Source organism: Neobacillus phoenicis (assembly GCF_047302305.1).
GTDB lineage: Bacteria > Bacillota > Bacilli > Bacillales > Cytobacillaceae > Neobacillus.
Map to the genome: position 1 here is coordinate 1,829,815 of NZ_CP154847.1, position 26,432 is coordinate 1,856,246.

Sequence of the window (26,432 nt, forward strand, 5' to 3'; positions counted from 1 at the left end):
AGCTTTGACAGGAACCAACTGTAGTTCTTCTATCCCTGTTTCTAGAGAGTTAGCGGCGGTGCAAGCTGACACAAATAGAAGAATGAATTACCTCCTCGAGCTTTCTCTGTGAACACACTGTTTAGTAATGGGGAACGGTCAAAACCGTTATTTTTTTCGAGTTGGAGGAAAAATTCCTCAAGCTGGGTGGTACCGCGTAAATTTACGTCCCTGCATATTTGCAGGGGCGTTTTTATTTTTATTTTGGAGGGGATTAAAATGGATTTATTACAGGATTTAACCTGGAGAGGCATCATCTACCAGCAAACGGATGAAGAAGGATTAAAAGATTTATTAAATAAGGAAAGTATTTCATTATATTGTGGTGCTGACCCAACTGCAGATAGCTTGCATATCGGGCACTTGGTTCCATTCTTAACACTAAGAAGGTTTCAACAGCATGGTCACCGTCCGATCGTTTTGGTTGGCGGAGCAACAGGATTGATTGGTGATCCAAGTGGAAAGAGTGAAGAACGAAAATTATTAACTTTAGAAACGGTTCAAGAAAATGTTGCGGGTATTCAGAAACAGCTTGCTGCTATTTTTGAATTTGAAGGTGAAAACGGAGCTGTCATGGTGAATAACTATGATTGGGCTGGTTCTATGGATATTGTTACGTTTTTACGTGATATCGGTAAGCATATTGGGGTTAACTACATGCTTGCAAAGGATACCATCGCTTCACGCCTTGAAACAGGTATCTCATTTACCGAATTTACCTATACCATTTTACAGGCAATGGATTTTAATCATTTGTATGATCATCATAATTGTAAGTTACAAATTGGTGGTAGTGACCAGTGGGGGAACATTACCTCTGGACTAGAATTAATCCGCAAGATGCACACCGAAGAATCAAAAGCCTTCGGTTTAACTATTCCGCTTGTAACAAAATCTGATGGTACAAAGTTTGGGAAAACAGAAGGAGGCTCTATCTGGCTGGACCCAGAAAAGACGACTCCATACGAATTCTACCAGTTCTGGATCAACACAGCTGATGCGGATGTGGTAAAATACCTGAAATATTTTACCTTCCTTTCACATGAAGAAATTGAACACTTAGAGCAAAGTGTTCAAGAAGAGGCGCACCTTCGTAAAGCGCAAAAGGCACTAGCAGAAGAAATGACTCGTCTGATTCATGGAGAAGAATCTCTACAGCAGGCCATCAAAATTTCTCAAGCCTTATTCAGCGGGGATGTGAAAAATCTTTCTGCTGCTGAAATTAAGCAGGGCTTTAAAGATGTTCCTTCCTTTGATGCAAGTGAATCCGATGGAAATCTAGTGGAATTACTAGTTGCTGCAAAAATTTCTCCTTCCAAGCGTCAAGCACGTGAGGATATCACCAATGGAGCAGTTACCGTAAACGGTGAAAAAGTTACCGACACGGCCTACGTCCTTCAGGAAACGGATCGAATTGATGGCCAGTTTACGATTATTAGAAGAGGGAAGAAGAAATACACATTAATTAAATATTAATGCTTAAAGGGCTTTGAGGAATCAGAGCCCTTTTTCTTGAAGAGAAATATAAAGAAATCCCCATACCAATGGTATGAGGATTTCTTTACTATTAACGAGAGTAGAACTCAACGATAAGAGATTCGTTAATTTCAGCAGGTAACTCAGAACGCTCAGGTAAGCGAGTGAAAGTACCTTCTAATTTGTCAGCATCAAATGTTAAGAAATCAGGAACGAAGTTGTTTACTTCGATAGCTTCTTTGATAACATCTAGGTTGCGTGACTTTTCACGAACGCTGATTGTTTGACCAGCAGTTACACGGTAAGATGGGATATCTACGCGTGATCCATTAACTAGGATGTGACCGTGGTTAACTAATTGGCGAGCTGCACGACGAGTGCGAGCAAGACCTAAACGGTAAACAACGTTATCAAGACGTGATTCTAATAACGCCATGAAGTTTTCACCGTGGATACCAGCCAATTTGCCAGCTCTATCGAAAAGAGTACGGAATTGGCGCTCGTTGACACCATACATGTGACGAAGCTTTTGCTTCTCTTGTAATTGTAATCCGTATTCAGAAAGCTTTTTGCGTTGGTTTGGACCGTGTTGTCCAGGAGCGTAAGGACGCTTTTCTAATTCTTTACCTGTGCCGCTTAGAGAGATTCCAAGACGACGAGATAATTTCCAGCTTGGGCCAGTATATCGAGCCATGAATGACTCCTCCTTAGTGTTTTTATTTTGGTAAAATAAAAACCGGTATGAGACTCTATGACAGCCATTTTGTTTTCATGCACCTTCGCCCTAGCAGCTAAGGGTTACAAGATACACCATCAAATGAAAGTAAGTTACTCTCATGAGGAACAAAATGAGACTATTCAAGTGTTCACATAGGCTGCAATATTTTACACAAAGAGTATTATATTATTTTTATTCATAAAAAGTCAAGTATATTTTTGTTAACTCATAGTTTGAAGAATGACATTCACATATTTTTGTAAAGGCTTATTATAGCATAATATTGATTTTTTGCTCCCTGTTGATTGGCGCGGAAGGCACGAAGACTCCTGCGGGAGTACGGGGCAGGGGAGACCCCGCAGGAGCGAAGCGACGAGGAGGCTCCCCGGCACTCCCGCGGAAAGCGAAGTGCCTGGAGCGGAGATCAACAGACTTGGTTAACAGAGCTTTTATAAAATAATTAATAAATTATTCAAAAAAAGTATATCAATTGCTTACATATTTTAACTATAATTAGGATGCGATGTATATATTTGGGATTTTGATAATAAGGAGATTTAATATTTTGGATATAGTAGATTATAAAAAATTATTTGAAATAGGAGAAAAGCTCCATTCGTACTTAGACGTGGAAAGTCTATTGAGTGAATTATTTGTTATACTTAAAGAAGAATATCCAAACTTTTCATATTACCTATTATTGTCACAGTCTACCTACAAGCATAGCGACCTCCCTGTCATTGATTTGGAATATGATAGTGAAAATATTGCGGCAACGAATGCATTTCTAACTGGGGAAATTCAATATGAATTTTCTCGTTCAGAAAAAAGTACAATACTCTATGCACCTTTAAAAGGAAAACAGGGGGTTTATGGGGTAGTGCAGATTATTGCCCCTCATTCTTTGGATATTCCGATTAATGAAGTGGAGTTTATGACTTTGTTGGCAGGTAGTGCTGGAGCGGCTTTTGAGAATGCCCAGCACTATCAACAGTCAAGAAAGACCATTTTAGAACTTCAATTAATTAATGAAACCTCCTACCGCTTGAATTCCAACCTGCCGTTAGCTGAAACATTGTCATTTATGGCAGAACAGATCAAATCTTCCTTTTATGCACAAGAGGTTGGTTTCTTTTTAGACTCGAAGGAAAGAGTCAAAGTCAAAATACTCCCTGGATCCACACCCTTCTTTTTTTCATCAACTGCAGAGACTTATATTGATTACATAAAAGGAAAATTAAAGAAAGAAAATGATCCTCTATTATTTGGGGATATTAACCTGCCACTTTCCATGCAAAGTAAACGCTATCATTCCGTTATGGTAGTGCCAGTAGTGCTGGGAAAGAATTTAAAAGGGTTTTCCATTATCATGCATGAGAAACCTTATTTCTTTTCTTTTGAGACATTTCAACTTCTACAGACATTAGTTCATCATTTATCACTTTCCTTGACCAACTCCATGTTGAGAGAGGAACTAAAAAAATTAGTTACCACAGACCATTTGACAAAACTCCATTCACGTAATTATTTAGATGAAAAAATCCAGTTTTCCATGAAAAAAGATAACGAAGGCACCTTTATCCTAATTGATATTGATAATTTCAAGGAAATCAATGATTCCTTTGGTCATCAAATAGGCGATGAAGTTCTAATCCAACTCGCCAATTTCATTAAAGGAAATATTCGGGGGGAGGATGTAGGAGCCCGCTGGGGTGGGGAAGAACTAGCTATCTATCTTCCTAATGTTCCTTTAGACGCAGGGGTGGTTATTGCTCAAAGAATAGTGGCAAAGGTATCTCAGAATTCCAACCCTCATATTACCGTGTCATCTGGTGTTTCTTATTGGAATAGGGAAAAGCCTGATACGTATCAATATCTGTTCAAAAGAGCTGATGAAGCTTTATATCATGCAAAGGGGACTGGGAAAAATAAAGTAGTTACACAAGGTGACAATAGTAAGACAAGTTAGGGGCTGCATTACTGCAAATTCAGCCTCATAACGATTTTGCCCTATTCATCATATTCTATAAGGAAAAAATGATAACGCTTACAACAAGGAGGGGCTCATATTGAAAGATAAAAAAACACGGTTTGAAACAGAAGTCATTCATTTTGGCTATCATGCGGAAGAACATAAAGGAAGCTTAGTACCCCCGTTATATCAAACATCCACTTTTACCTTTGAGAGTGCGGAGCAAGGGGAAAGAAGGTTTGCAGGGAAAGAAGAGGGATATATCTATTCAAGATTAGGGAATCCCACCGTAAAAGTTCTGGAAGAGAGAATGGCTGCACTTGAAAAGGGGGAAGCTGCATTAGCTTTTTCGTCAGGTATGGCGGCCGTTAGTGCAGTGTTAATAGCTTTAACAAAATCAGGTGACCACATTCTATGCTCCCAGGGTGTTTATGGTTGTACATTTGGCTTGCTCGAATTATTACAGGACAAATATCATATTGAACATGATTTTTCACTAATGGATACAAGGGAGACTCTTGAAAATCAAATCAAGCCAAATACAGCCTGTATCTATATCGAGTCTCCCGTTAACCCAACTATGAAGCTTGTTGATCTTCAAATGGTTGCAGATGTGGCGAAAGAAAAAGGCATTCCCGTAGTTGTGGACAATACATTTTGCTCTCCTTATTTACAAACTCCAATTACGAATGGCTGCGATATTGTCATACACAGTGCTACAAAATATATTTGTGGGCATGGCGATGTTATTGCTGGAATCGTGGTTGGAGGAAATGAGTTTGTCAACCAGATTTCAAGGACAACGCAAAAGGATATTGGAGGGATTATCTCACCATTCGATGCGTGGCTTTTGTTACGGGGGTTAAAATCACTTCCCGTACGGATGGATCGACATTGTGAAAATACAACTTTCGTATTTGAGTTTCTTAAACAACAGCCAAAGGTGGAAGCTATTTATTATCCTGGTGATCCAGAGCACCCAGATTACACAATAATGAAAAAACAAATGAAAAAACCAGGAGGACTGATCTCTTTTTCGATTAAGGGAACGAAGGAAACGGCTCAATTGTTTATGAATCAGCTCAACTTAATCAAAATCGCGGTTAGTCTTGGGGATGCAGAGACATTAATTCAACATCCGGCTACCATGACACATGCCGTTATACCAGAAGAGGAGCGGTTAAAAATGGGGATTGATCAAACCTTACTTCGTCTTTCAGTGGGCCTGGAAGCCTGGGAGGATATTAAAGAGGATTTAGAACAGGCATTTGATAAAATATAAAAAACTCGCCTTAGCGAGTTTTTGTTTTTAAAGATAGGCTATGTTATCATTCAATGTTGATTTTCGTGTAGGGATGAGAATCATAAGAGGAGAAATTCCCTCTATTGTATAAAAAGTAAGCTTAAAAAGCAGAAATAAGCGGAAAAATTCCCCTTAACGGCTCTAAAATAAGACAAAATCCATCGATTTGGATCAAATAAAGGGAAAAAATACCCTTATTTTTAAGGAAATAAGGGTATTTCCCAATTTAAGGGGAATTTTTCCCTTTATTTTTCAAACACTGTGAAATCAACATTCAGTTTTAACACAGCCTAAAGATAAGTAACGAGAACTTCTACGAATTCTTCAAGTTTTTGTTGATCAAGTTCATCAAAACGGTTCAATTCAGGAGAATCAATATCTAAAACGCCTATTAACTGCTCTCCTTTTAGAAGTGGAACAACTATTTCTGATTGTGAAGCAGCATCACATGCAATATGACCTGGGAACTGATTCACGTCTTTAACTAGAAGGGTTTCCTTATTTAATGCAGCAGTACCGCAAACACCTTTGCCAAGAGGGATGCGAATGCATGCTGGAAGTCCTTGGAAGGGCCCTAACACTAGTTCGTCATTCGTATCAAGTAGATAAAATCCTACCCAATTCACTCGGTCTAGAAATTGGTTCAATAATGCAGAGGCATTGCTAAGATTGGCAACTTGATTTTTCTCATCGTGTAGGAGAGCCTGTAATTGCTTCTTAACAAGTTCATAATTTTCTTCTCGATTTCCAGTGTACATTTCGACGTTAAACACGGTATTTCACCTTTTTCTCTTATAATTTATATTATATTTTATCAAAAATGAGAGAAATTGAGCATACTTTGTCGATATTTTCTTAAAGGAATCAATTGTGACACCAAGAATCATTATGGTAAGGGGATTATGGGAATACCTGAAGGGGGAGAATGCATGAAGAAAAATGCAAAAGAAGCAATTGTGAAGGCCGCAATTACGTTATTTAATTCCAATGGGTACTCAGGAACGTCAATTAGAGAGATTGCTCATGCAGCAAATGTTAATACCGCAACGATTGCCTATCATTTTGAAAATAAAACAGGTCTCTTAGAATATTGCTTTATGCATTTTTTTGAACAGTACATCGGTAAGATGGAATCTTCCTATGCATCGATAGAAAGAGGAGCAAAAGAATGCTTAAAACGTATGGTGGCTGATTTGCTTCATTACCAATGTGAAAATTATCAGTTAGCCAGTTTTGTCTACCGGGAGATGTCGATGGATTCCCAAGTAGTAAGGGAAATCATGTCCACCTATTCTTTAAAAGAAAAATATTATTTTCAAAAAATATTTGAACGGGGTTTTGAATGGCAGGAATTCAGACCACATTCTATTCCTTACTTAATTGTACAGCTAAAAGGATTAATCATGATGCCGTTTATGAATAGCAATTATATGAGAGAAGTACTGTATGTATTTCCGAATGAGCCATTTTTTGAGCAGAAATATCTTAAGGATCTACACTTTTGGATTGATAAAACACTTTGTTCAGATATACCAATAAAAAAGGGAGTAGCACTAAAATAGCGGTAATCGCTATTTTTTTTTATTTTACAAAAAAATTGAAAATAATAGTCAAAAAATGTCGTTTACATGGTATCATAAAAGCATTGAATTGAACTTAATGAGTTTTTCTAAAATAGATGATTTGAATACATAGTGGAATCAATGTTGTTTGAAATAGGAGGCTTACTTGTGAAATATATCATTGGATTTTTCATCCTATTATTAGCCTTATTTGTAGTGGGATATTTAATAAAGAAAAAGTATTTTAAAGAAATGGATCGATTGGAAGCATGGAAAATTGATATTATGAATCGTCCCATACTAGATGAAATGTCAAAGGTAAAACAGTTAAATATGACTGGTCAAACTGAGGAACTTTTTGAACGTTGGCGTAATCAGTGGGATGATGTGGTAACGGTTCAACTTCCTGATTTAGAAGAAATGCTTTTTGATGCAGAAGAATATATTGATCGCTTCAGATTCAAAAAGGCGAAAGAGGCCCAACAAGCGATTAATACGAAGCTAATGGAAACAGAGGATCAAATTAATAAGATACTAGAAGAGCTTCACGAACTAGTAGGAAGTGAAGAAAAGAATAGAGTGGAAATTGAGGAGCTTAAGGAACTTTATAGAGAATCTAAAAAAATGTTACTTGCTCATCGTCACAGTTTTGGTAAGTCTGAAAAGCACTTAGAAGCAAAACTAAATGAAGTGGCACAGAAGTTCCAGGAATTTGATGAAAAAACGGAACTCGGTAATTATCTTGAAGCTAGAGAAGTAGTATTACTTATTCATAGTCAGCTTGGGACAATCAAGAACCATATGGAATTAATTCCTCAGCTTTTAATTGAAAGTCAATCTCTCCTTCCAAACCAGTTAGCAGATTGTTTAGAGGGCTACCGAGAAATGACAGAGCAGGATTACTACTTAGAGCATTTAAATGTAACCACTGAAGTACAGCGCCTTGAAGAGAAAATTGCTGAAAATATTCGTTTGATTGAAACCACCGAAATTGACAAAGCAGAAGAGGGTATTAAGGAAGTAAAGGATCGGATCGATATTCTTTTTGACCTATTGGAAAAGGAAGTACACGCTAAGCATTATGTCATGAAAAATAATAAGGTTGCTGCAGAACAGCTTACTTCTGCTCAAGAGGAAAATTTGAATCTTTCAAATGAATTGATCCATGTTCAAGCGAGCTATCAATTATCCGATAGTGATTTAGAGGTCCAATCTAATTTAGAAAAAGAACTTTCAAAGGTATATAAGCATTATGAAATTTTAGTTGAAAAGTTAAAGATGAATGAGACGGCTCAATCTGCGATTAGTGAAGAATTAATTGAGTTAAAAGACCAGCTGGATATGATTTGTGAAGGACAGCAAGCTTTTGCCCAAAAACTTCAAGCCTTGAGAAAGGACGAACTTGAAGCCAGGGAAAAAATTAAGGAACTTACCAAGAAAGTAGCAGAGACCGTTCGTCTTGTTACAAAGAGTAATGTTCCTGGTTTGCCTGAGGATTATAAGTATCTCATAGAGGATACACACGAAAGCATCAATAATGTCAGGTACCAGCTTGAAGAAAAGCCTCTAAATATAGCTGCTCTGAATCAGTATCTAGAAATTGCAGTGCTGACAGTTGAAAAACTTGTCAATTCAACGATTGAGCTTATTGAGAATGTCACTCTAGCTGAAAAAGCAATTCAATATGGCAATCGTTACCGCAGCCACCATCCATCAGTTGCTAAAGGAATGGCTGATGCAGAAGCGGCATTCAGACAGTTTGATTATCAAGAAGCTTTAGAACAGGCAGCCGCATCTTTGGATGGAATTGACCCTGATGCATTAAAGAGGATAAAAGCTACAATTGAAATGGAATAAAGTATAAACCGATTTAGCAAAAGCTAAGTCGGTTTTTTTGTATAATTTTATTTTTCAAATGCTTCGGTTTTTATGTTAAGATTTAATTTTGTAAGTTCGTCTTCTTATGGAGGGGAAATGATAATGATTTATTTAGATAATAGTGCAACGACAAAGCCATATAAAGAAGTACTTGATTCTTATATAACTGTTTCAAGTGAGTATTTTGGAAATCCATCTTCATTGCATGGATTGGGAATGCAGGCAGAGAAGCTTTTAACTCAAGCCAGGGAGCAAGTGGCAAAGCTTTTATCTGTAAAGCCTAATGAAATTTACTTTACCTCAGGTGGAACAGAAAGTAATAATATAGCGATAAAAGGTGCGGCATTATTAAATAAAAAAAGAGGTCGACACCTCATTACTACAAGTGTGGAGCATGCCTCTGTTCGTGCAGTTATGGAGCAGCTGGAACAGGATGGATTCGATATTACCTATCTCCCTGTCAATCGTCAGGGGAGGGTAAGTGTTGAAGATGTTAAAAAGGCCATTCGCAAGGACACCATCTTAATTTCGATCATGCATGTTAACAACGAAGTGGGTACTATTCAACCGATTCTTGAAATAGGAGAAATGTTGAAAGAATATCCATCCATCCTTTTTCATGTTGATGCGGTCCAAGCTGTAGGAAAGGTTCCTTTGGCTATTCACAGAAACCGAATTGATCTTTGTTCAATTTCTGGTCATAAATTTCATGGTCTTAAAGGGACAGGAGCACTTTTTATTCAAGAAGGAGTCAAACTTGCACCTTTATTTTCGGGAGGGAATCAGGAAAGGACCATTCGAAGCGGTACAGAAAATGTGGCAGGTGCTGTAGCAATGGCAAAGGCACTGCGGATGACCTTAATGAAAAGTGAAGCAGGTATAACAAAAATGAAGACCATCCAGAGCATGCTAAGAACAGGGTTAACCAACATAGAGCAAGTAACTATTCATACTCCTGAAGAGAATGCAGCTCCACACATATTAAATATATCGTTAAAAGGTTTGAAGTCTGAAGTATTAATTCATGCCCTTGAGCAGGAAGAAATATTTGTTTCGACAACGAGTGCTTGTTCGTCAAAGAAGAAATCACCAAGTGGTACATTGCTTGCCATGGGTGTGCCAGAAGAGAAGGCAGACAGTGCAATTAGGATTAGTTTATCCTTTGAAAATACACCTGAAGAAGCGCAGGCAGCGGTTGAAGCAATTGATAAAGCTGCTAAACATATACGAAAGGTTATGAAATAAATGAAATATGATCGTATACTTATACGTTATGGAGAAATCTCAACCAAAGGGCGAAATCGACATAAATTTGTAGAAAAACTTAGAAGAAGTGTTGTAAATGCACTTACCTCTTTTCCGAAAATAAAAGTTGAAGCAAGTCGAGACCGGATGTATGTCATCTTACAAGGTGAAGACGGGAAGGAAATAATTGAAAAGCTAAGAGGGATATTTGGGATACAATCTTTTAGTCCTGCGATTAAGGTAGAAAGAGATGTGGAAAACATCAAACTAGCTACTTTGGAGCTAGTAAGTTCTATATATCGTGCAGGGCAGACCTTTAAGATTACTCCTAAGCGTTCTGACAAAACCTTTGAATTGGACACAGACGGAATTAATCGAGTCATTGGGACACATTTGCTAAAGAATATTCCAGGTCTCAAAGTGGATGTGAAAGAACCAGATATCAATGTGAGAATCGAGGTTAGGCAAGAAGCGGTTTATTTATCTTGTGAAATTATTCAAGGGGCGGGTGGACTGCCAGTAAAGTCAGCCGGCAAAGCAATGCTGATGTTGTCAGGTGGGATTGATAGTCCAGTTGCAGGTTATTTATCGATGAAACGGGGATTAGAAATTGAAGCTGTCCACTTTTTTAGTCCTCCGTTTACAAGTGAGAGATCAAAGGAAAAGGTCATTGATTTATCTAAAAAGCTTGCAGGAATTTATGGTTCTTTTAAGCTTCATATCGTACCATTTACAGAAATTCAGCAAGCTGTTAGGGAACAGGTTCCAGAAAACTATACCATGACAACAACTAGAAGAATGATGCTCCGCATTACTGATGAAATTAGAAAGCAGCGAGAAGGATTGGCAATTATTACGGGGGAAAGCCTTGGTCAGGTGGCTAGTCAAACATTAGAAAGTATGTTTGCAATAAATGAAGTGACAAATACCCCTATATTACGTCCCTTGATTTCGATGGATAAAACCGATATTATAAAAATCGCCAAAGAAATTGATACTCTTGAAATTTCGAATCGACCATTTGAAGATTGCTGTACGATTTTTGTCCCTGCATCTCCAAAAACAAAGCCGAGGAGAGAAAAAGTCCAGCGTTACGAAAGCTTTTTTGATTTTGAACCATTAATCAAGGAAGCGGTACTGGAGATTGAGACTCTAACCATTACGCCTGAACACGATAACGATTCACACCTGGAGTTTAATGCGTTATTCTAATAAAGCAAATTAAGAATTTTTTGTGAACATTTACCATTTGTAAAATAGAATGAAGAACCGAACTTCTACACATTCTATACTCACAAGGAGGTGAATATCACATGGCAAACAACAATAGCTCAAATCAATTGCTAGTACCTGGTGTACAACAAGCTCTTGATCAAATGAAGTATGAAATTGCTACTGAATTTGGTGTTCAACTTGGTGCTGATACTACTTCACGTGCTAACGGATCTGTTGGTGGTGAAATCACTAAGCGTTTAGTCGCTATGGCTGAACAACAATTAGGCGGCGGATTTGCTCGTTAATCCAAAACAAAATAAGATGGCTACAGAGAGTGGGAGTAATCCCGCTCTCTTTTTTTGTTGTTAATTACTTTTAAATGAATAATAATTTTAAATTTTTTAATAATTTTGTATAATAAGGTTTGTGGGATATTTGTAAAGGGGGAGAACGATGAAAAGGGAAGATTTGATTGCACCTGAAAAGTATAATCTTGTTTCTGAAGTAGAACGTTTTGCAAAAGATCCAAACAAAGTAGCATTGAAATGGGAAAGTGAGTCAGGGGAGACAAGGCAAGTTACATACGAGAATTTGTTGAAGCAAGTCAACCAAGCAGGCAATGTTTTTAATGAAAATGGCTTAAAAAAAGGCGATGTAGTTCTTGTAATTGTACCGCGTCTGATTGAAGCCTACGTAGTCTATTTAGCGGCGTTAAAAGCTGGAATGGTCGTAATTCCAAGTTCAGAAATGTTAAGGGAAAAAGATCTACAATACCGGATCTCACATGGTGATGTGAAAGCGGTAATAAGTTATTATCCGTATGTAGACCAATTTAAGAACCTTACTGAAACACAGCCGCTAGTAAAATTTACAATAGGGGCAGAGGAAGATGGCTGGATTCATCTAGATGCAGAAATGAAACAGGCAAATGATGATTTCCCACTAGCGGATACATTAAGAGATGACATGGCGTTTTTATCTTATACTTCTGGTACAACTGGAAATCCGAAAGGGGTTGTCCATACCCACGGTTGGGCTTTTGCTCATTTAAAGACTGCTGCACCAAAATGGCTTGCTATTGAGGAAGATGATACCGTTTGGGCAACCGCAGGCCCTGGCTGGCAAAAGTGGATATGGAGTCCGTTTTTATCAGTACTTGGTTCAGGGGCAACGGGGTTAGTTTATAACGGAAAATTTGAGCCTAAAAAGTATTTAAGCCTTTTGCAAAAATATGCAGTTAATGTATTATGCTGTACACCAACTGAGTACCGCTTAATGGCGAAGGTAGATAATTTAACTGATTATCAATTGCCAAAACTTCATAGTGCGGTATCTGCTGGGGAGCCATTAAATCGTGAGGTTATTGATACTTTTAGGAAATATTTTAACGTTGAAGTCCGAGATGGATATGGCCAAACGGAAAACACCCTACTTGTTGGTGTAGCGAAAGGGATGGAATTAAAACCGGGATCGATGGGAAAACCAACTCCTGGCAACAGGGTGGAAATTATTAATGAAGAAGGTCAGGTTTGTGCTGTTGGAGAAGTGGGTGATATTGCCGTCCATGTGGAGACACCTGCATTATTTAAAAATTACTATAAAGACCCAGAGAGAACCGCTATGCAATTCCGTGGTGATTATTATGTAACTGGAGATAAAGCCAAAATGGATGAAGACGGTTATTTCTGGTTTGAAGGACGCGGGGATGATATTATTATCAGCTCTGGCTATACCATTGGACCATTCGAAGTAGAGGATGCTCTTGTTAAGCACCCATTTGTTAAAGAATGCGCAGTGGTGGCCAGTCCAGACGAAATTCGGGGATTCATTGTTAAAGCATTTGTTGTCTTAAAAGAGGATGTAGATCCTGCTGATCCAGAATTAACAAAGAGCCTGCAGGAGCATGTAAAAACATTAACAGCACCATATAAATATCCTAGAAAAATCGAGTATTTAACAGAGCTTCCGAAAACGACTTCAGGGAAAATTCGTCGGATTGAGCTCAGGCAAAAGGAGTTTTCTTCAGCCAAACAAATTTAATATAACGAAGAGCAGGCGGTGACTTCCGTCTGCTTTATTTTATGGAGCATGTAAAAAGGAATAATTTAGTAAGCAAAATTATCCCCTATTCTAGGTCTTTCAAGTTATAATTAAGATTATTTCGATACTAGAAAGAATAGGGGCTCGAGAATTAATGAAAAGAACAGACATTCAGCAGGGAGCCATTCACGCCGGCTTTTCCTACTTGCTTTGGGGATTGTTGCCCATCTATTGGAAGCTTTTAGCCGATGTTAATGCACAGGAAATACTGGCAAACCGAGTATTTTGGTCTTTTATTTTTATGCTTGTAGTTTTAGTTTTTACGAAAAAGTGGGAACTGTTTGTCCAAACGTTAAGAGGGTTTGCTCAGAACAAGAAGCAACTGTATGCATTAACGATTGCGTCGCTACTCATAAGTGTCAATTGGTTTGTCTATATTTGGGCTGTAAATAGTGGTCATATGATTGAAGCGAGCTTAGGGTATTATATTAACCCACTGGTCAGTATTCTTTTAGGAATGGTGGTTTTAAAGGAGAAATTAACGATTTATCAATATATCTCCTTTGTGCTGGCTGCCGTTGGGGTTGTTATATTAACGGTAGCGCACGGTGCATTTCCTTGGATTGCGATTACCTTGGCCGTATCCTTTGGTTTGTATGGTTTAGCGAAGAAGCTGATTAACGTCGATTCTGCAGTTGGATTGACTTTAGAAACCATGGTGGTAGCTCCAATTGCTGCTATTTATATGATGATTTTATTCAGTCAAGGTGCGAATACACTTCTCTCTTCAACTTTGGGAACGGATTTACTATTAATTGGGGCAGGAGCAGCAACGGCTGTGCCTTTGCTTTATTTTGCAAAAGGAGCTCAGAAAATCCCATTGTCCCTATTGGGATTTTTACAATATATTGCGCCTACCCTTACTTTGCTTTTAGGTGTTTTTGTATATAATGAGCATTTCTCGAAAGTTCAGCTTTTGTCATTTATGTTTATTTGGTCAGCGTTAACAATTTATTCTTTATCTAAAACAAAACTCTTATCGGAAAAGGGCTTGAAGTGGCGAAGTGAAAAGAGAACAAGTATGTAATAAAAGAGGCAGACTCCATTCAAAATGAGTCTGCCTTTTATTCTTATAAATAGGTTCTCTTTACTTTTTCCCAGAAGGAGTTGTCTTTTAGTTTTAATGTTTTTAGCTTTTTATCGCGGAGTTTTACTTGAATTTTATCAACATGGCGGATGCTTAAGGCTTCGTTATCCATGCCCATTGTTGGATGATCATTTCCTTCAGAAATGACTTTAAGTGTCAGGGTACGCTCACTTCCTAAAATAAAGGAAGCGCCGAGTGTCCGGTAGCGGTTGGTATTCACTGATGCAACCTCGCTTACTTGCATACAAGATAATAGTGGATCGACAACAGAACCGTTAACTGATTTATTATAGGCTGTACTTCCCGTTGGTGTTGCAACGATTAAACCATCTCCACGAAAGGTTTCGAAATGGAGTTGGTCAACAAATACATCTATAACAAGTGTTTTAATGATAGAAGATCGAATGCTGAATTCATTCAAACATGGGAACGTCCCTTGACCGTCGACGGTTACTTCAATGGTTGGATAACGACGGACTTCTATATGTTCATTTGTTGTAATTGCTTCTATCATCTTTGAAGTATCACTGATTCGAAAATCACAATACATACTTAAACTATTTTTAGTGGAAATCCCCATGTAAAGACAATCATCACGAAAGCCTGTTTTTCTAACAGCTTGCAGAAAGGTTCCATCATCGCCGATGCTGGCAATAATATTCGCTTTCCGATAATCATATACCATGGTAAAACCGTAGCGGTCAGCCAATTCAAAAAGTGGAGCTGCTTTTGAGAGCATGTCCGCATCACGCTTATGATAAAAATAGATGTTGCGTCTTAATTCCATATATTGAGCCTCCTGTAAGATGTTGGTGAAAAAATATTTAATAAAAATTAAACTCTGATAAAATTAGGTTAGTCTGAAATTAGTTTAGCATTTTATAGAGACAATATGAAAGCAGTTACATCCTTTTAGATAAAAGAAAGTGGGGGGAAAATATTGAATGGTAAACGCTGGGCCGCACTTGGAATAGCCGCGGCATTATTTTTTGTTTCAATCGTGATAAATTTTTTATCAGCCTATGCCTTTAAGGGAATTAAAACGGATTTAGGCGACCTGATGGCTGCTTCTGAACAGTCATTTACAGAAGAAGTGGTTGAAGATGGCAGTGAACTTAAGAAAATTGTCATTCTCGATATAAATGGGGTAATACAGGATTCTGGTGAATCAGGACTTCTACAGGCTGCAGGATATAATCACCAGGATTTTATGAAAAAGTTAAACTATATCAATGACGATGATTCGGTAAAAGGGGTCATTATTAAAGTCAATTCACCAGGCGGTGGGGTTGTCGAAAGTGCTGAGATTCACGATAAGCTAAAGGAAATTCAGAAGAATAGTAAAAAACCAGTCTATATTTCAATGGGCTCGATGGCAGCTTCTGGCGGATATTATATATCAACTGCAGCGAAGAAGATCTTTGCAAGCCCTGAGACGTTAACGGGCAGTCTTGGAGTTATCATGGAAGGAATTAACTATGAAGGATTAGCTGATAAATATGGCGTAGACTTTGTTACGATTAAAAGTGGCCAATATAAAGACATTATGAGCCCAACAAGAAAAATGACCGAAGAAGAGCGGCAAATCTTACAATCCATGATTAATAATTCATATGAGGGGTTTGTTAAGGTCATTTCAGAAGGACGAAATCTGTCAGTGGAACAGGTCAAGAAAATAGCTGATGGTAGGGTTTATGATGGTCGACAAGCGAAGGATTTGCATCTTATTGATGATTTTGGCTATTTGGATGATGTAATCGCTAAAATGAAAAAAGATGAAAAGCTAAAGGGTGCGAAGGTAGTCCGCTATGCAGATGATCTTGGATTCGGATCATTATTTACGGTGCAGGCAAAAAAATTAATGGGGGACAACGGGGAGTTAGCGGGACTCATGAAAGTCCTATCCAAGCCTAATTCACCTCGCCTCATGTATTTGTATGCGGAATAGGGGTGAGAGAGTGGAAGGACAAGAATATCAAGAAAGCTGTAAGGATAATAATCACCAGTGGCCTATTCGATATGCTGGTTTTTGGATGCGTTTTTGGGCATACCTTTTAGATTTAATTGTTGTTGGAAGCGTAGAAAGGATTATTATTAAACCCCTTTTTCGGGTGCTGGACATTTCTTTATCAGAATTTAATATGTTTGCACCAATCTCCATTGCCACCGCCATAATCTTTTATCTATATTTTGTTCTAATGACAAAGTACTTCGGTCAAACGCTAGGCAAAATGGTATTTGGCTTAAAGGTTGTGGATTTGAACAAGGAAGAGTTAACCTGGGGAACAATTTTATTTCGAGAGTGGATTGGTCGTTTTATTTCAGCCACTATTATTATTGGATATATTATTGTAGCATTTTTACCTAAAAAGCAGGGTCTGCATGATATCTTTTCCGATACAACCGTTATCCACGTAGAGCGTTAAACACAGCATATGAAACAAATAAATGACCTGTCAACAAAAAGTTGGCAGGTTTATTTTTTTACGATAAGCGAATAATAATAGGCTGAAAGGTGGTGAAGGAGTTTGGTTTGGGTCCTGATCATTGTGTCATTTCTAATGCTCTTATTTGTCCTACTTATTTTTTCTAAATTAACGATTCTTTTAAATTACTACCATTTTAATGACAATGATGATTTGAAGGTAGAGTTTCGGTTATGGTTCGGATTAATTAAATACAAAATAGATGTTCCCTTAATAAAGATTGATGATAATTCCCCTAGCATAATTGTTGAAAGGAAGAAGAAAAAGGGGAATGAAAAAACGAAAAAAGACAATGTATCAGTGAACCAGATTGATAAAAGTGATGTTATGACAAGTTTCAATAATACAAAAGAACTGCTCGAGCATGTGTTTAAGTTGCATCAGATTGTTAGGAAGTTTTTTAAAAAGGTATCTATTAAAAAGCTTGAATGGCATACGATGGTTGGAGTTGGTGATGCAGCCTTTACGGGTATCATAACTGGGGGCCTATGGGCAATTAAAGGAAGTATTATAGGGCTACTTAGTCATTATCTTGCCATGAAACAAATTCCGGAGTTATCGGTCACCCCTCATTTCCAAGCTGCTGTGATTCAAACAAGATTTACAGGTATTTTTCAGTTCCGAATCGGGCATGCTATTCTCGCAGGATTAAAGCTGATTAAATTCTGGAAGGGCGGGAAACCGCACTTAAAAAGTAAAGCAAAGTATGAAAATGAAAAAACTAATTCTGTTTGAAATAGGAGGAAAGATCCATGTCCGACCATCCAATTCAAGGTTTGATGACAACTGCAATGGAAAGTTTAAAAGAAATGATTGATGTTAATACCATTATTGGTGATCCGGTTGAAACCCCAGATGGAAGTGTTATTTTAACAGTTTCTAAGGTAGGGTTTGGGTTTGCTGCGGGTGGTAGTGAGTTTAAATTAGACAGCGGCCAGTCTCAAGGGCAGAGTCAAGGTCAAGGCCAAGGTCAAGGCCAAGGCCAGGGCCAAGGGCAGCCGAAGCTTCCGTTTGGTGGAGGAAGTGGGGGTGGTGTATCCATTACTCCAATCGCTTTTTTAATTGTTAACTCTCATGGGGTTAAGATGCTTCACCTGGATGAAAGCACTCACTTATATGAGAAAATCTTAGAGCTTGCTCCACAAGCAGTCGATAAGATCCAGCAAATGTTCTCGAAGAAAGATGAGAACAAACAACAGCAACAAAATCATCAACAGAGCCAACAGTCACAGCAACCAAAACAAGAGCTTGAGTTTTAAATGAATGGGTTAATCTTCTCTGAAGGGAAGGTTAACTTTTTTCATGATGCTCAATAATTGCAAAACATGCTTTGAAAAGATATATTTACACTGTACATATTAAAGCAAATTCATCTTTTTCATGTATTGCTTTAAAACGACAAAGGAGGATGTAAGGATGGCAAATGTAACTTTTAAGGGTAATGCAGTAACATTATTAGGTAATGAAGTGAAAGTAGGAGATAAGGCTCCAAATTTCACAGTATTAGCAAATGACATGTCACAAGTGACTTTAGACGATACGAAGGGACAGGTTCGTTTAATTAGTGCAGTACCTTCTCTAGATACCGGTGTATGTGATGCGGAAACACGCCGTTTCAACGAAGAAGCTAATAGTTTAGGGAATGTAAAAATACTAACTGTAAGTGTGGACCTTCCATTTGCTCAAAAGCGCTGGTGTGCAGCTGCAGGAATTGAAAATGTTCAAACTCTTTCTGATCACCGCGACCTATCATTTGGTGAAGCATATGGTGTTGTAATTCAAGAATTAAGACTATTAACTCGCGCAGTGTTTGTAGTAGATTCCACAGACACAGTGACATACGTAGAATATGTGAGTGAAGCAACGAACCATCCAAACTATGAAGCAGCACTTGAAGCTGCTAGAAACGCAAAATAAAATTGAAATAACAAGGCCTCGGCATTATGGCGAGGCCTTTATACTTGTTTAAAAAATACATACTCGTATAAAATGAATAAGGAAAATCAGTAACGGAGGGGAATAGATGAAAATTTCTCCAATAGAACAATTATTTACAGTATTTAATGAAACGGCACTTGTTTTACAAGAAGAATTATCTTGTAGTTATTTGGAGGCATTAGCCGAAACAGGTGAAAATATGTTCCAAGGTACGATTCTTCAGGAAGAGTTAAGTGAACTAACCACAAAAAGGTTAAAAAAGCAGTATGAAGAAATCCATTTGGACCAGTATTCCAAGGAAGATATTCGTAAAGCCTACCAGCTAGTTATTTTAAAAGGGATGAAGGAAAATGTTCAGCCCAATCACCAAATGACTCCTGACTCAATTGGATTACTTGTAGGGTATTTACTTGACCGTTTTGTAAAACAATCTACGTATAGGCTTCTCGATCCGGCGGTAGGAACAGGCAATTTACTAACGACTGTTTTAAATCATGTGCCTAAAGAGATAACCTCAATAGGAGTAGACGTGGATGATATTCTCATTAAACTTGCCTATGTAAATGCAAATTTACAGGAACATCCCATTCAGTTGTTTAATCAAGACGCCTTAGAACCTTTATTTATTGATCCAGTGGATGCTGTAATTGCAGATTTACCTGTTGGATTTTATCCAAATGATGTACGAGCAGCAGATTATCAATTAAAGGCAAATACTGGACACTCGTATTCACATCACTTATTTATTGAGCAAAGTGTTAGACATACAGTACCTGGAGGATATTTGTTCTTTCTTGTTCCAAGTGGGCTTTTTGAAAGTGAACAAGCTGCAGAGCTTCGTGAATTTATAAAGGAACATGTAATCATTCAGGGGCTTCTACAATTGCCTGAAACGATGTTTAAAAATAAAAGTTCGGCAAAGAGTATTTTTATTTTGCAAAAAAAGGGCGAGGGAATTCAGCCTCCGAAGCAGGCCTTGCTCGTGAACTTACCGAGTCTGTCAAAGCAGCAGGAAATGGACCGTATCTTATCACAAATTGAAAAATGGTTCCAAGAAAATAAAGGATAAAATCGGTGAAAAATCCCGGTTTTATCCTTTTTTGTTGTTTAGGAAATTATAAAAAGGTCTGAGTGTGGATAACTGAACTAGTTGTCTGAATCTAGCTCCAGCGCCTAGCCCCTCGGGTCAAATAACCTTCGGCAAGAAAAGTCAAAGGCGGACTTTTCCCGCCGAAGAACATTTGCCTGTCGGGGCTGTACGAGGCGCTTCCGCCTTTTGTTCTTTTTAGTTAAAAATAGAGAAAAATTAGAATATAATTACATTTACTCTGTAACCGTTGTCAAGCAATTTATTCCTTGAAATGTCCTATATTCAGTGATTAAATGAGGAATTGAGGGAAATAAACAATGACAGTTTGTGCAAAATAAAGGTGTACTAAACCCAAAATTTCATATTCAGGACGTTGTTATATAAAAGGAGCGGTTAGGTAAATGGCAAAAATTATTGCAATCAATGCAGGGAGTTCTTCCTTAAAGTTTCAATTATTTGAAATGCCAAGTGAAGAAGTAATTACAAAAGGTCTTATCGAAAGAATTGGATTAAACGATTCAATTTTTAATATTACAGTAAATGGTGAAAAAATCCAAGAAGTAACAGATATTCCGGATCATGAAATAGCAGTAAAAATGCTATTAGATAAATTAACTACACTAGGTATCATTCAATCATTGCATGAAATTGAAGGAATTGGTCATCGTGTTGTACACGGTGGAGAAGCATTTAATGACTCTGTACTGATCACAGATGAAGTATTAGATAAAATTGAAGAACTTTCGGAGCTTGCTCCCCTTCATAATCCAGCAAACTTAACTGGAATCCGTGCATTCCAAAGTGTACTTCCAAACGTACCAGCGATTGCTGTGTTTGATACAGCTTTCCATCAAACAATGCCGGAGAGTTCCTTCCTTTATAGTCTTCCATATGAATACTACAAAGAATATGGTATTCGTAAGTATGGCTTCCACGGAACTTCACATAAATATGTTTCACAACGTGCAGCAGAATTACTAGGTCGTCCAATTGAACAGCTTCGTTTAATTTCTTGTCACTTAGGAAATGGTGCTAGTATCGCTGCAATTGAAGGCGGAAAATCAATTGATACATCTATGGGCTTTACACCACTTGCAGGTGTAACGATGGGTACACGTTCAGGTAATATTGACCCTGCGTTAATTCCATACATCATGGAAAAAACAAACCAGACTGCAGATGAAGTTCTAGATGTATTAAATAAGAAGAGCGGTATGTTAGCTGTTTCTGGGTTCTCAAGTGACCTAAGGGATATTGAAATCGAAGCTAAGAAAGGCAATGAGCGTGCACAGCTAGCATTAGATGTATTTGCCAACAGAATTCATAAATATATTGGTTCATACGCATCCCGTATGTATGGTGTAGATGCGATTATCTTTACTGCAGGTATCGGAGAAAACAGTGATACCATTCGTGAAAATGTACTAAAAGGTCTAGAATTTATGGGTGTATATTGGGATCCTGCTCTTAACAAAGTAAGAGGAGAAGAAGCTTTCATCAACTATCCTCATTCACCAGTTAAAGTTATTATTATTCCAACTAATGAAGAAGTAATGATTGCGCGCGACGTTGTTCGCTTAGCACAATAAATCCTCAATTAAAATCTCCATAGAGGCAAAAGCTATCAATAAATGGCTTTTGCCTTTTTATCGTTCTCTTCCTTTGTGCTATACTGAAAGGAGAAGCATGTCGGAGGAGGTTCATACAATGCCATTTACAGACCGGGAAACAAAAGTATGGAATGAAATAAACGAATGGGAAAAGAATCTATTCAATTACGAACCAAATGACTTTCAATTAACATATGAAAAATATTTAGAGCGTTCTTTTTCCTTATTGCCTGAAACGGTTCAGAAACAATTTTTTTCCCTTGTTGATACTTGGCTGTTCCATTTACATGGTATGATTCAAGGCTCTCAGCTTCAAATGGACGCAAAAGAAAGAATTCTATCATCTGGTAGGGTTTTTATTCCTGATATAGAAAATATATCCGACTTAAAAAATTTGGATATTAATCAATTACAATACATAGCAGAACAGCACATTGCCAGGCATCGCCTTTATTCCTTAGCTCAAGGAGGTTTAGCGGGAACGGGAAGCTCCTTGCTTCTGGGGATGGATATCCCAGCAATGGCCGTAATAAATTTGAGGGTTGTCCAATTAATCGCCATGACTTATGGATATGAAGTTAACACTCCTTATGAAATGATGACATCCCTTAAGGTATTCCATATAGGTACCTTACCTCCAAGAATACAAAAAGAAGGCTGGATCTTGTTAAAAGATGAACTAGAAAAACACGAAAATCCGTATTTTTACGAAGGTACTGAAGAAATAACAGATATCACCTGGCTCGAACAACCCTTGCAACAATTATTTAAAGCAATGGTTATTGCCTTGTTTCGGAAAAAAATGATTCAAGGAATGCCGCTCATCAGCATAGCCATTGGTGCAGGAGCAAATTATCAATTAACGAGGAAAGTAACGGAATTAGCTCATAAATATTATCAATACCGCTATCTAAAAGAAAAAGAGGAGTTTCAAATATGAGCACGCAGGAACATAAAAGGGAAGCCCCTAAAAGTATTAGTTGTAAAATCATTACAGTCAGTGATACAAGAAATATGGACTCAGACAAAAGTGGTAAGTTGATGATTGAATTGCTTGAGCAGTCTGGACATCAAATTACCGATTACGTGATTGTAAAGGATGAAGCAATCCCAATTCAAGATGAGATTTTAAAAGGATGTAACCGGGAAGATATTGATGCTATTCTTATTAATGGAGGAACAGGAATAGCCAAGCGGGATGTTACAATTGAAACGATAAAAAGCCTGCTTGATAAAGAGATTGTTGGCTTTGGAGAATTGTTTAGAATGTTGAGTTATCAAGAAGATATCGGTTCTGCTGCAATCCTTTCAAGAGCGATTGCCGGCGTAGTAAAGGACAAGGCGGTCTTTTCTACCCCAGGTTCAACAGGTGCGGTAAAGCTTGCGATGAATAAATTAATCTTGCCTGAATTAGGGCATGTGGTAAGAGAAATAAAGAAAGATTTGTAATAGAGAAAGAGGATGACGATTTAATGTCATCCTCTTTTTAGTGATGAGCTTTTGTAGAAAGTGTTTGGTTTGCCCTATACCAGAGCCATAAGTCATTGATGATGGAGGCCAGTTCTGCAATTTCTTTGTTCAGTTGACATGAACGAATGAAGTCACTTTCATCGGAAAGCTCTGCTTGTTTATGATTAATTTGATCTTCGAGGTCTGCAATTCGGTCAGGGATTGAGCCGCGTATTTGTTCCCAATTAAAAAGAATATCTTGTTGAGTTTCTTTGCTATGTTGATCCCAATCAACGGTTAAGTCAGGAAGAAAGATACCTAGTCGCTGATCGAAAGAAAAGTGGTCCTTCATTTGGGTGCCTCCAAGTTGTGTAATAATTTTTATTTTACTACAAATTGTGGTTTCCTTCCTATCAATAACTCTTTCCATATGTAAAAAGTAAAAAAGGACATGCAGTAAAATGCTGCATGCCCCTGTATTTTTTATTCTTTTTCAGTCCGGACTACTAGAACATCACATGGTGCATATCGTGTAATATGTTCTGATACACTACCGATAAAGAATCTTTCTACTACATTCATTCCAGTGGCACCACAAATAATTAAGTCAACATTATGTTTTTTTGCCACATCTCTAGGGATTCGAACCTTAGGAGAACCGAATTCAATTTCATATTGAACCTCTTTTACACCTGCATCAAAAGCTTGTTTTTGATAGTTATCTAGCATATCTTTTGCCAGCTTTTCTGCTCGTTCACCAATAAAAGTGTCATAAGCTTCGATTAATGCGAATGACCGAGTATCTATTACATGAACTAAAAGTAAGGCAGCATCATTTCTTTTTGCGATTTCTATACCCTTTCTTAAGGCCCAATCTGCTTCTTTCGATCCATCAATAGCGACTAAAATATTTTGATATTTGAGTCCCATGATTATCATCTCCTTACCTAAATTATACATTATTTAACAACGAATAACTGTTGCAATTTTTCGAACAATAATGGAGTAGTAGCTTAGAATGAAGGGAGATTTTTGTGATGGAAAAAAGGGATCCAAATAACCAATATTCATTTGAATTCGATGAAAAAGGTTCGAATGAAGTAAGTCAACAGATAATGAATTCTTATAATAGCGGTTATATAGGAGAGGGAGCGGAAGTAGCCGTCCAAGGTGATTTTAACGCTGCCATTGCATCAGCAGATAGTGACGGGTACACAGAAAGTTAACCATTAAGATGTTCGAAGGAAAGGGCTGTCCATAACAGGATGGCCCTTTCCTTTGTGGCAAAAGGTATTTCGTAGACATATATCTCGAAAACTTCTTATATTAGGGCATCTACCCAAGAATTTAGCTTCAGAAATGCATATTGTTTAGTGTGTGAAGTAAATAAAATGAGGAGGAATATATATTGACTACTGAAATTTATGGAGTGCCTACACTGAACCAAGCGGATGAAAGGATTCGCCCTGGTTTTGGTGGCTTTGGACATTTTGGCGGTGGCTTTGGCCGTCCGGGCTTTGGGTTTGGCGGCTTCGGTCGTCCAGGATTTGGATTCGGTGGATTTGGACGTCCAGGATTTGGCTTTGGTTTTGGTCGTCCATGGGGATGGGGCTTTGGTGGATTTGGTTTGCCATTCTTGGGTGGATTAGCTGCAGGGGCATTATTAGCAGCACCATACGGATATGGCTATGGCTATGGCTACCCTTATTATGGCTACCCTTATGGTTATCCTTACCCATACTGGTAATAAAAATAAATAATAAGAGCTTTGGTTTTTCAGCAAAGCTCTTTTCCACAATAAATAAAAAATGATTAGGTATCACAGGATTTTTTTGGTAAAATGGAATTGCTTTCACTTGTAATCAGTATTCTTCTATCTATTTACTACTGCTTATATTAATTGGAGGTATGGACATGCGAATCGGAATACCTAAAGAGATAAAAAACAATGAAAACCGTGTAGCAATGACACCTGCTGGAGTGGTCAATCTTGTTAAGTTTGGCCATGAGGTCTTTATTGAAATTGGCGCTGGTTTAGGCTCTGGATTTTCAGATGAAGATTATAGAGATGCGGGAGCAAAGTTGGTAGAAAAACCTGATGAAGCATGGTCCATGGAAATGGTCATGAAAGTAAAAGAACCACTTCCAAGTGAATATCAATATTTTCGTGAGGGATTAATCTTATTTACATATTTACATTTAGCGCCGGAACCTGAACTGACTAAAGCATTAATAGATAGAAAGGTAGTAGGAATTGCTTATGAGACGGTTCAGCTTCCTAATCGAAGCCTGCCATTATTAACACCAATGAGTGAAGTGGCTGGGAGAATGGCTGCACAAATTGGTGCCCAATTCCTTGAAAAAGTTCACGGAGGGATGGGAATTCTTCTTTCAGGGGTTCCCGGTGTACAAAGAGGGACTGTAACGATTATTGGTGGTGGGGTAGCAGGTACCAATGCAGCCAAAATGGCAATTGGGTTAGGGGCTAAAGTAAGTATTATAGATTTAAATCCAGATCGCCTTCGTCAATTGGATGATATTTTCGGATCTGATGTGACAACATTAATGTCAAATCCTTATAATATTGCAGAAGCAGTGAAAGAATCTGACCTAGTCATTGGAGCGGTATTAATTCCAGGTGCAAAGGCACCAAAGCTTGTTTCTGAAGAAATGATTAAGACGATGAAGTCAGGGAGCGTTGTTGTTGATATTGCCATAGATCAAGGTGGTATTTTTGAAACCACCGATCGTATAACTACTCATGATAATCCAACATATGTAAAGCACGGTGTCGTCCACTATGCAGTGGCAAATATGCCTGGAGCAGTACCGCGAACATCAACTATTGCATTAACAAATGTAACAGTTCCTTATGCGGTTCAAATTGCGAACAAGGGTTATCGTAAGGCATGTTTAGATAATGAAGCATTGCTGAAAGGAATCAACACATTAAACGGCTATGTGACTTATGAAGCAGTCGCAGAAGCACACGGCCTTGAATTCTCAGATACAAAAGCATTGTTAGAGAAACAATAATAAGTTATGTTGCGTAAGAGGTGGGCCATAAGCTCGCCTCTTTTTTGGTATAAAACAGGTGGAATCTTTACAGAAAGTTTTTCCTACGTTACCAAAAAATGCAGTATTAAAAGTGACCCGGTCACGTAGGAGCGTTCTACGTTCCCCAAAAGGTTGAAAGGAAGGGAGTTCGGTCACGTAGGAGCGTTCTACGTTCCCCAAAAGGTTGAAAGGAAGGGAGTTCGGTCA

The 26,432-nt window shown here is 38.0% G+C and carries 27 protein-coding genes and 1 other annotated feature (1 of these 28 running past the window's edge); of the genes, 22 read left to right on the forward strand and 5 right to left on the reverse strand.

What is annotated here, in order from left to right:
- Positions 1 to 215 (forward strand) — a binding site (T-box leader); it begins 5 nt to the left of the window's first position.
- A gap of 43 nt (positions 216 to 258) precedes the next feature.
- Positions 259 to 1,515: a tyrosine--tRNA ligase gene (gene tyrS, locus AA0X95_RS09415; RefSeq protein ID WP_413308234.1), complete on the forward strand. Its 1,257-nt coding sequence runs from the start codon at positions 259 to 261 to the stop codon at positions 1,513 to 1,515.
- 91 nt (positions 1,516 to 1,606) lie between these two features.
- Here the strand turns inward: tyrS and rpsD are convergent, their stop codons facing one another.
- Positions 1,607 to 2,209 (reverse strand): 30S ribosomal protein S4, encoded by a 603-nt coding sequence (gene rpsD / locus AA0X95_RS09420; RefSeq protein WP_413308237.1) that lies wholly within the window; start codon positions 2,207 to 2,209, stop codon positions 1,607 to 1,609.
- A 589-nt stretch (positions 2,210 to 2,798) separates the two neighbouring features.
- On the opposite strand from rpsD, the gene AA0X95_RS09425 reads away from it, so the two are divergent.
- Together AA0X95_RS09425 and megL are read left to right on the forward strand one after the other, a co-directional pair.
- Positions 2,799 to 4,202 carry a diguanylate cyclase domain-containing protein gene (locus AA0X95_RS09425; RefSeq protein ID WP_413308240.1) on the forward strand — a complete coding sequence of 468 codons (1,404 nt, stop codon included), beginning with the start codon at positions 2,799 to 2,801 and terminating at the stop codon, positions 4,200 to 4,202.
- A gap of 100 nt (positions 4,203 to 4,302) precedes the next feature.
- The gene (gene megL / locus AA0X95_RS09430) at positions 4,303 to 5,487 is read left to right on the forward strand and encodes a methionine gamma-lyase (RefSeq protein ID WP_413308243.1); all 1,185 of its coding nucleotides are present in this window, start codon (positions 4,303 to 4,305) and stop codon (positions 5,485 to 5,487) included.
- A gap of 311 nt (positions 5,488 to 5,798) precedes the next feature.
- Here megL and AA0X95_RS09435 read toward each other — a convergent pair whose 3' ends face one another.
- Entirely contained in the window at positions 5,799 to 6,281 is a 483-nt protein-coding gene (locus AA0X95_RS09435) for a GAF domain-containing protein (RefSeq protein ID WP_413308246.1), read from the reverse strand.
- Between the two features lie 156 nt (positions 6,282 to 6,437).
- On the opposite strand from AA0X95_RS09435, the gene refZ reads away from it, so the two are divergent.
- From refZ to rarD, 7 genes are all read left to right on the forward strand, one after another.
- On the forward strand, positions 6,438 to 7,070 hold the full coding sequence (gene refZ, locus AA0X95_RS09440) for a forespore capture DNA-binding protein RefZ (protein WP_413308249.1): 633 nt from the start codon (positions 6,438 to 6,440) through the stop codon (positions 7,068 to 7,070).
- 168 nt (positions 7,071 to 7,238) lie between these two features.
- Positions 7,239 to 8,927 carry a septation ring formation regulator EzrA gene (gene ezrA, locus AA0X95_RS09445; protein ID WP_413308251.1) on the forward strand — a complete coding sequence of 563 codons (1,689 nt, stop codon included), beginning with the start codon at positions 7,239 to 7,241 and terminating at the stop codon, positions 8,925 to 8,927.
- 123 nt (positions 8,928 to 9,050) lie between these two features.
- Positions 9,051 to 10,193, forward strand: coding sequence for a cysteine desulfurase family protein (locus AA0X95_RS09450; RefSeq protein ID WP_413308253.1), 1,143 nt, complete (start codon positions 9,051 to 9,053; stop codon positions 10,191 to 10,193).
- Complete coding sequence (thiI, locus tag AA0X95_RS09455; protein ID WP_413308255.1) at positions 10,194 to 11,405, forward strand: tRNA uracil 4-sulfurtransferase ThiI; 1,212 nt, start codon at positions 10,194 to 10,196, stop codon at positions 11,403 to 11,405. It abuts the gene before it with no gap.
- A gap of 101 nt (positions 11,406 to 11,506) precedes the next feature.
- Positions 11,507 to 11,713 (forward strand): alpha/beta-type small acid-soluble spore protein, encoded by a 207-nt coding sequence (locus AA0X95_RS09460; RefSeq protein ID WP_335529817.1) that lies wholly within the window; start codon positions 11,507 to 11,509, stop codon positions 11,711 to 11,713.
- Positions 11,714 to 11,861: 148 nt separating this feature from the next.
- Entirely contained in the window at positions 11,862 to 13,448 is a 1,587-nt protein-coding gene (gene mbcS, locus AA0X95_RS09465) for an acyl-CoA synthetase MbcS (RefSeq protein WP_413308257.1), read from the forward strand.
- 154 nt (positions 13,449 to 13,602) lie between these two features.
- Entirely contained in the window at positions 13,603 to 14,535 is a 933-nt protein-coding gene (gene rarD, locus AA0X95_RS09470; RefSeq protein WP_413308259.1) for an EamA family transporter RarD, read from the forward strand.
- A 43-nt stretch (positions 14,536 to 14,578) separates the two neighbouring features.
- Here the strand turns inward: rarD and AA0X95_RS09475 are convergent, their stop codons facing one another.
- Positions 14,579 to 15,382: an NAD kinase gene (locus AA0X95_RS09475; RefSeq protein ID WP_413308261.1), complete on the reverse strand. Its 804-nt coding sequence runs from the start codon at positions 15,380 to 15,382 to the stop codon at positions 14,579 to 14,581.
- A 153-nt stretch (positions 15,383 to 15,535) separates the two neighbouring features.
- On the opposite strand from AA0X95_RS09475, the gene sppA reads away from it, so the two are divergent.
- From sppA to AA0X95_RS09520, 9 genes are all read left to right on the forward strand, one after another.
- Positions 15,536 to 16,543 carry a signal peptide peptidase SppA gene (sppA, locus tag AA0X95_RS09480; RefSeq protein WP_413308263.1) on the forward strand — a complete coding sequence of 336 codons (1,008 nt, stop codon included), beginning with the start codon at positions 15,536 to 15,538 and terminating at the stop codon, positions 16,541 to 16,543.
- Between the two features lie 10 nt (positions 16,544 to 16,553).
- Entirely contained in the window at positions 16,554 to 17,021 is a 468-nt protein-coding gene (locus tag AA0X95_RS09485; protein WP_413308265.1) for an RDD family protein, read from the forward strand.
- 102 nt (positions 17,022 to 17,123) lie between these two features.
- Entirely contained in the window at positions 17,124 to 17,816 is a 693-nt protein-coding gene (locus tag AA0X95_RS09490; RefSeq protein WP_413308267.1) for a DUF2953 domain-containing protein, read from the forward strand.
- Between the two features lie 17 nt (positions 17,817 to 17,833).
- A complete protein-coding gene (ytfJ, locus tag AA0X95_RS09495; protein ID WP_413308269.1) occupies positions 17,834 to 18,340 on the forward strand; it encodes a GerW family sporulation protein in 507 nt (168 codons plus the stop codon).
- 157 nt (positions 18,341 to 18,497) lie between these two features.
- Positions 18,498 to 18,998, forward strand: coding sequence for a thiol peroxidase (gene tpx, locus AA0X95_RS09500; protein WP_413308271.1), 501 nt, complete (start codon positions 18,498 to 18,500; stop codon positions 18,996 to 18,998).
- A 106-nt stretch (positions 18,999 to 19,104) separates the two neighbouring features.
- Positions 19,105 to 20,088: a class I SAM-dependent methyltransferase gene (locus AA0X95_RS09505; protein WP_413308273.1), complete on the forward strand. Its 984-nt coding sequence runs from the start codon at positions 19,105 to 19,107 to the stop codon at positions 20,086 to 20,088.
- 422 nt (positions 20,089 to 20,510) lie between these two features.
- Positions 20,511 to 21,698, forward strand: a complete 1,188-nt coding sequence (locus AA0X95_RS09510; protein WP_413308275.1) for an acetate kinase — start codon at positions 20,511 to 20,513, stop codon at positions 21,696 to 21,698.
- Positions 21,699 to 21,816: 118 nt separating this feature from the next.
- Positions 21,817 to 22,659 (forward strand): EcsC family protein, encoded by an 843-nt coding sequence (locus AA0X95_RS09515; protein WP_413308277.1) that lies wholly within the window; start codon positions 21,817 to 21,819, stop codon positions 22,657 to 22,659.
- Positions 22,656 to 23,168: a MogA/MoaB family molybdenum cofactor biosynthesis protein gene (locus tag AA0X95_RS09520; protein WP_413308279.1), complete on the forward strand. Its 513-nt coding sequence runs from the start codon at positions 22,656 to 22,658 to the stop codon at positions 23,166 to 23,168. The genes AA0X95_RS09515 and AA0X95_RS09520 overlap by 4 nt, the downstream gene beginning before the upstream one ends.
- 37 nt (positions 23,169 to 23,205) lie before the next feature.
- Here the strand turns inward: AA0X95_RS09520 and AA0X95_RS09525 are convergent, their stop codons facing one another.
- Positions 23,206 to 23,520: a hypothetical protein gene (locus AA0X95_RS09525; RefSeq protein ID WP_413308281.1), complete on the reverse strand. Its 315-nt coding sequence runs from the start codon at positions 23,518 to 23,520 to the stop codon at positions 23,206 to 23,208.
- Positions 23,521 to 23,651: 131 nt separating this feature from the next.
- The gene (locus AA0X95_RS09530) at positions 23,652 to 24,098 is read right to left on the reverse strand and encodes a universal stress protein (protein ID WP_413308283.1); all 447 of its coding nucleotides are present in this window, start codon (positions 24,096 to 24,098) and stop codon (positions 23,652 to 23,654) included.
- Positions 24,099 to 24,205: 107 nt separating this feature from the next.
- On the opposite strand from AA0X95_RS09530, the gene AA0X95_RS09535 reads away from it, so the two are divergent.
- The 3 genes from AA0X95_RS09535 (at position 24,206) to ald (ending at position 26,204) form a co-directional block, all read left to right on the forward strand.
- The gene (locus AA0X95_RS09535) at positions 24,206 to 24,394 is read left to right on the forward strand and encodes a hypothetical protein (protein WP_413308285.1); all 189 of its coding nucleotides are present in this window, start codon (positions 24,206 to 24,208) and stop codon (positions 24,392 to 24,394) included.
- A 182-nt stretch (positions 24,395 to 24,576) separates the two neighbouring features.
- Positions 24,577 to 24,915 carry a hypothetical protein gene (locus AA0X95_RS09540; RefSeq protein ID WP_413308287.1) on the forward strand — a complete coding sequence of 113 codons (339 nt, stop codon included), beginning with the start codon at positions 24,577 to 24,579 and terminating at the stop codon, positions 24,913 to 24,915.
- A gap of 167 nt (positions 24,916 to 25,082) precedes the next feature.
- Positions 25,083 to 26,204, forward strand: coding sequence for an alanine dehydrogenase (ald, locus tag AA0X95_RS09545; protein WP_413308289.1), 1,122 nt, complete (start codon positions 25,083 to 25,085; stop codon positions 26,202 to 26,204).
- Positions 26,205 to 26,432: the final 228 nt, after the last annotated feature.

Excerpts from the sequence above, each read along its gene's own strand:
- tyrS (WP_413308234.1), top strand. The coding sequence starts at position 259 with ATGGATTTATTACAGGATTTAACCTGGAGAGGCATCATCTACCAGCAA.
- rpsD (WP_413308237.1), bottom strand. The coding sequence starts at position 2,209 with ATGGCTCGATATACTGGCCCAAGCTGGAAATTATCTCGTCGTCTTGGA.
- refZ (WP_413308249.1), top strand. The coding sequence starts at position 6,438 with ATGAAGAAAAATGCAAAAGAAGCAATTGTGAAGGCCGCAATTACGTTA.
- AA0X95_RS09450 (WP_413308253.1), top strand. The coding sequence starts at position 9,051 with ATGATTTATTTAGATAATAGTGCAACGACAAAGCCATATAAAGAAGTA.
- thiI (WP_413308255.1), top strand. The coding sequence starts at position 10,194 with ATGAAATATGATCGTATACTTATACGTTATGGAGAAATCTCAACCAAA.
- AA0X95_RS09460 (WP_335529817.1), top strand. The coding sequence starts at position 11,507 with ATGGCAAACAACAATAGCTCAAATCAATTGCTAGTACCTGGTGTACAA.
- mbcS (WP_413308257.1), top strand. The coding sequence starts at position 11,862 with ATGAAAAGGGAAGATTTGATTGCACCTGAAAAGTATAATCTTGTTTCT.
- rarD (WP_413308259.1), top strand. The coding sequence starts at position 13,603 with ATGAAAAGAACAGACATTCAGCAGGGAGCCATTCACGCCGGCTTTTCC.
- AA0X95_RS09475 (WP_413308261.1), bottom strand. The coding sequence starts at position 15,382 with ATGGAATTAAGACGCAACATCTATTTTTATCATAAGCGTGATGCGGAC.
- ytfJ (WP_413308269.1), top strand. The coding sequence starts at position 17,834 with ATGTCCGACCATCCAATTCAAGGTTTGATGACAACTGCAATGGAAAGT.
- tpx (WP_413308271.1), top strand. The coding sequence starts at position 18,498 with ATGGCAAATGTAACTTTTAAGGGTAATGCAGTAACATTATTAGGTAAT.
- AA0X95_RS09505 (WP_413308273.1), top strand. The coding sequence starts at position 19,105 with ATGAAAATTTCTCCAATAGAACAATTATTTACAGTATTTAATGAAACG.
- AA0X95_RS09510 (WP_413308275.1), top strand. The coding sequence starts at position 20,511 with ATGGCAAAAATTATTGCAATCAATGCAGGGAGTTCTTCCTTAAAGTTT.
- AA0X95_RS09515 (WP_413308277.1), top strand. The coding sequence starts at position 21,817 with ATGCCATTTACAGACCGGGAAACAAAAGTATGGAATGAAATAAACGAA.
- AA0X95_RS09520 (WP_413308279.1), top strand. The coding sequence starts at position 22,656 with ATGAGCACGCAGGAACATAAAAGGGAAGCCCCTAAAAGTATTAGTTGT.
- AA0X95_RS09525 (WP_413308281.1), bottom strand. The coding sequence starts at position 23,520 with ATGAAGGACCACTTTTCTTTCGATCAGCGACTAGGTATCTTTCTTCCT.
- AA0X95_RS09530 (WP_413308283.1), bottom strand. The coding sequence starts at position 24,098 with ATGGGACTCAAATATCAAAATATTTTAGTCGCTATTGATGGATCGAAA.
- AA0X95_RS09535 (WP_413308285.1), top strand. The coding sequence starts at position 24,206 with ATGGAAAAAAGGGATCCAAATAACCAATATTCATTTGAATTCGATGAA.
- ald (WP_413308289.1), top strand. The coding sequence starts at position 25,083 with ATGCGAATCGGAATACCTAAAGAGATAAAAAACAATGAAAACCGTGTA.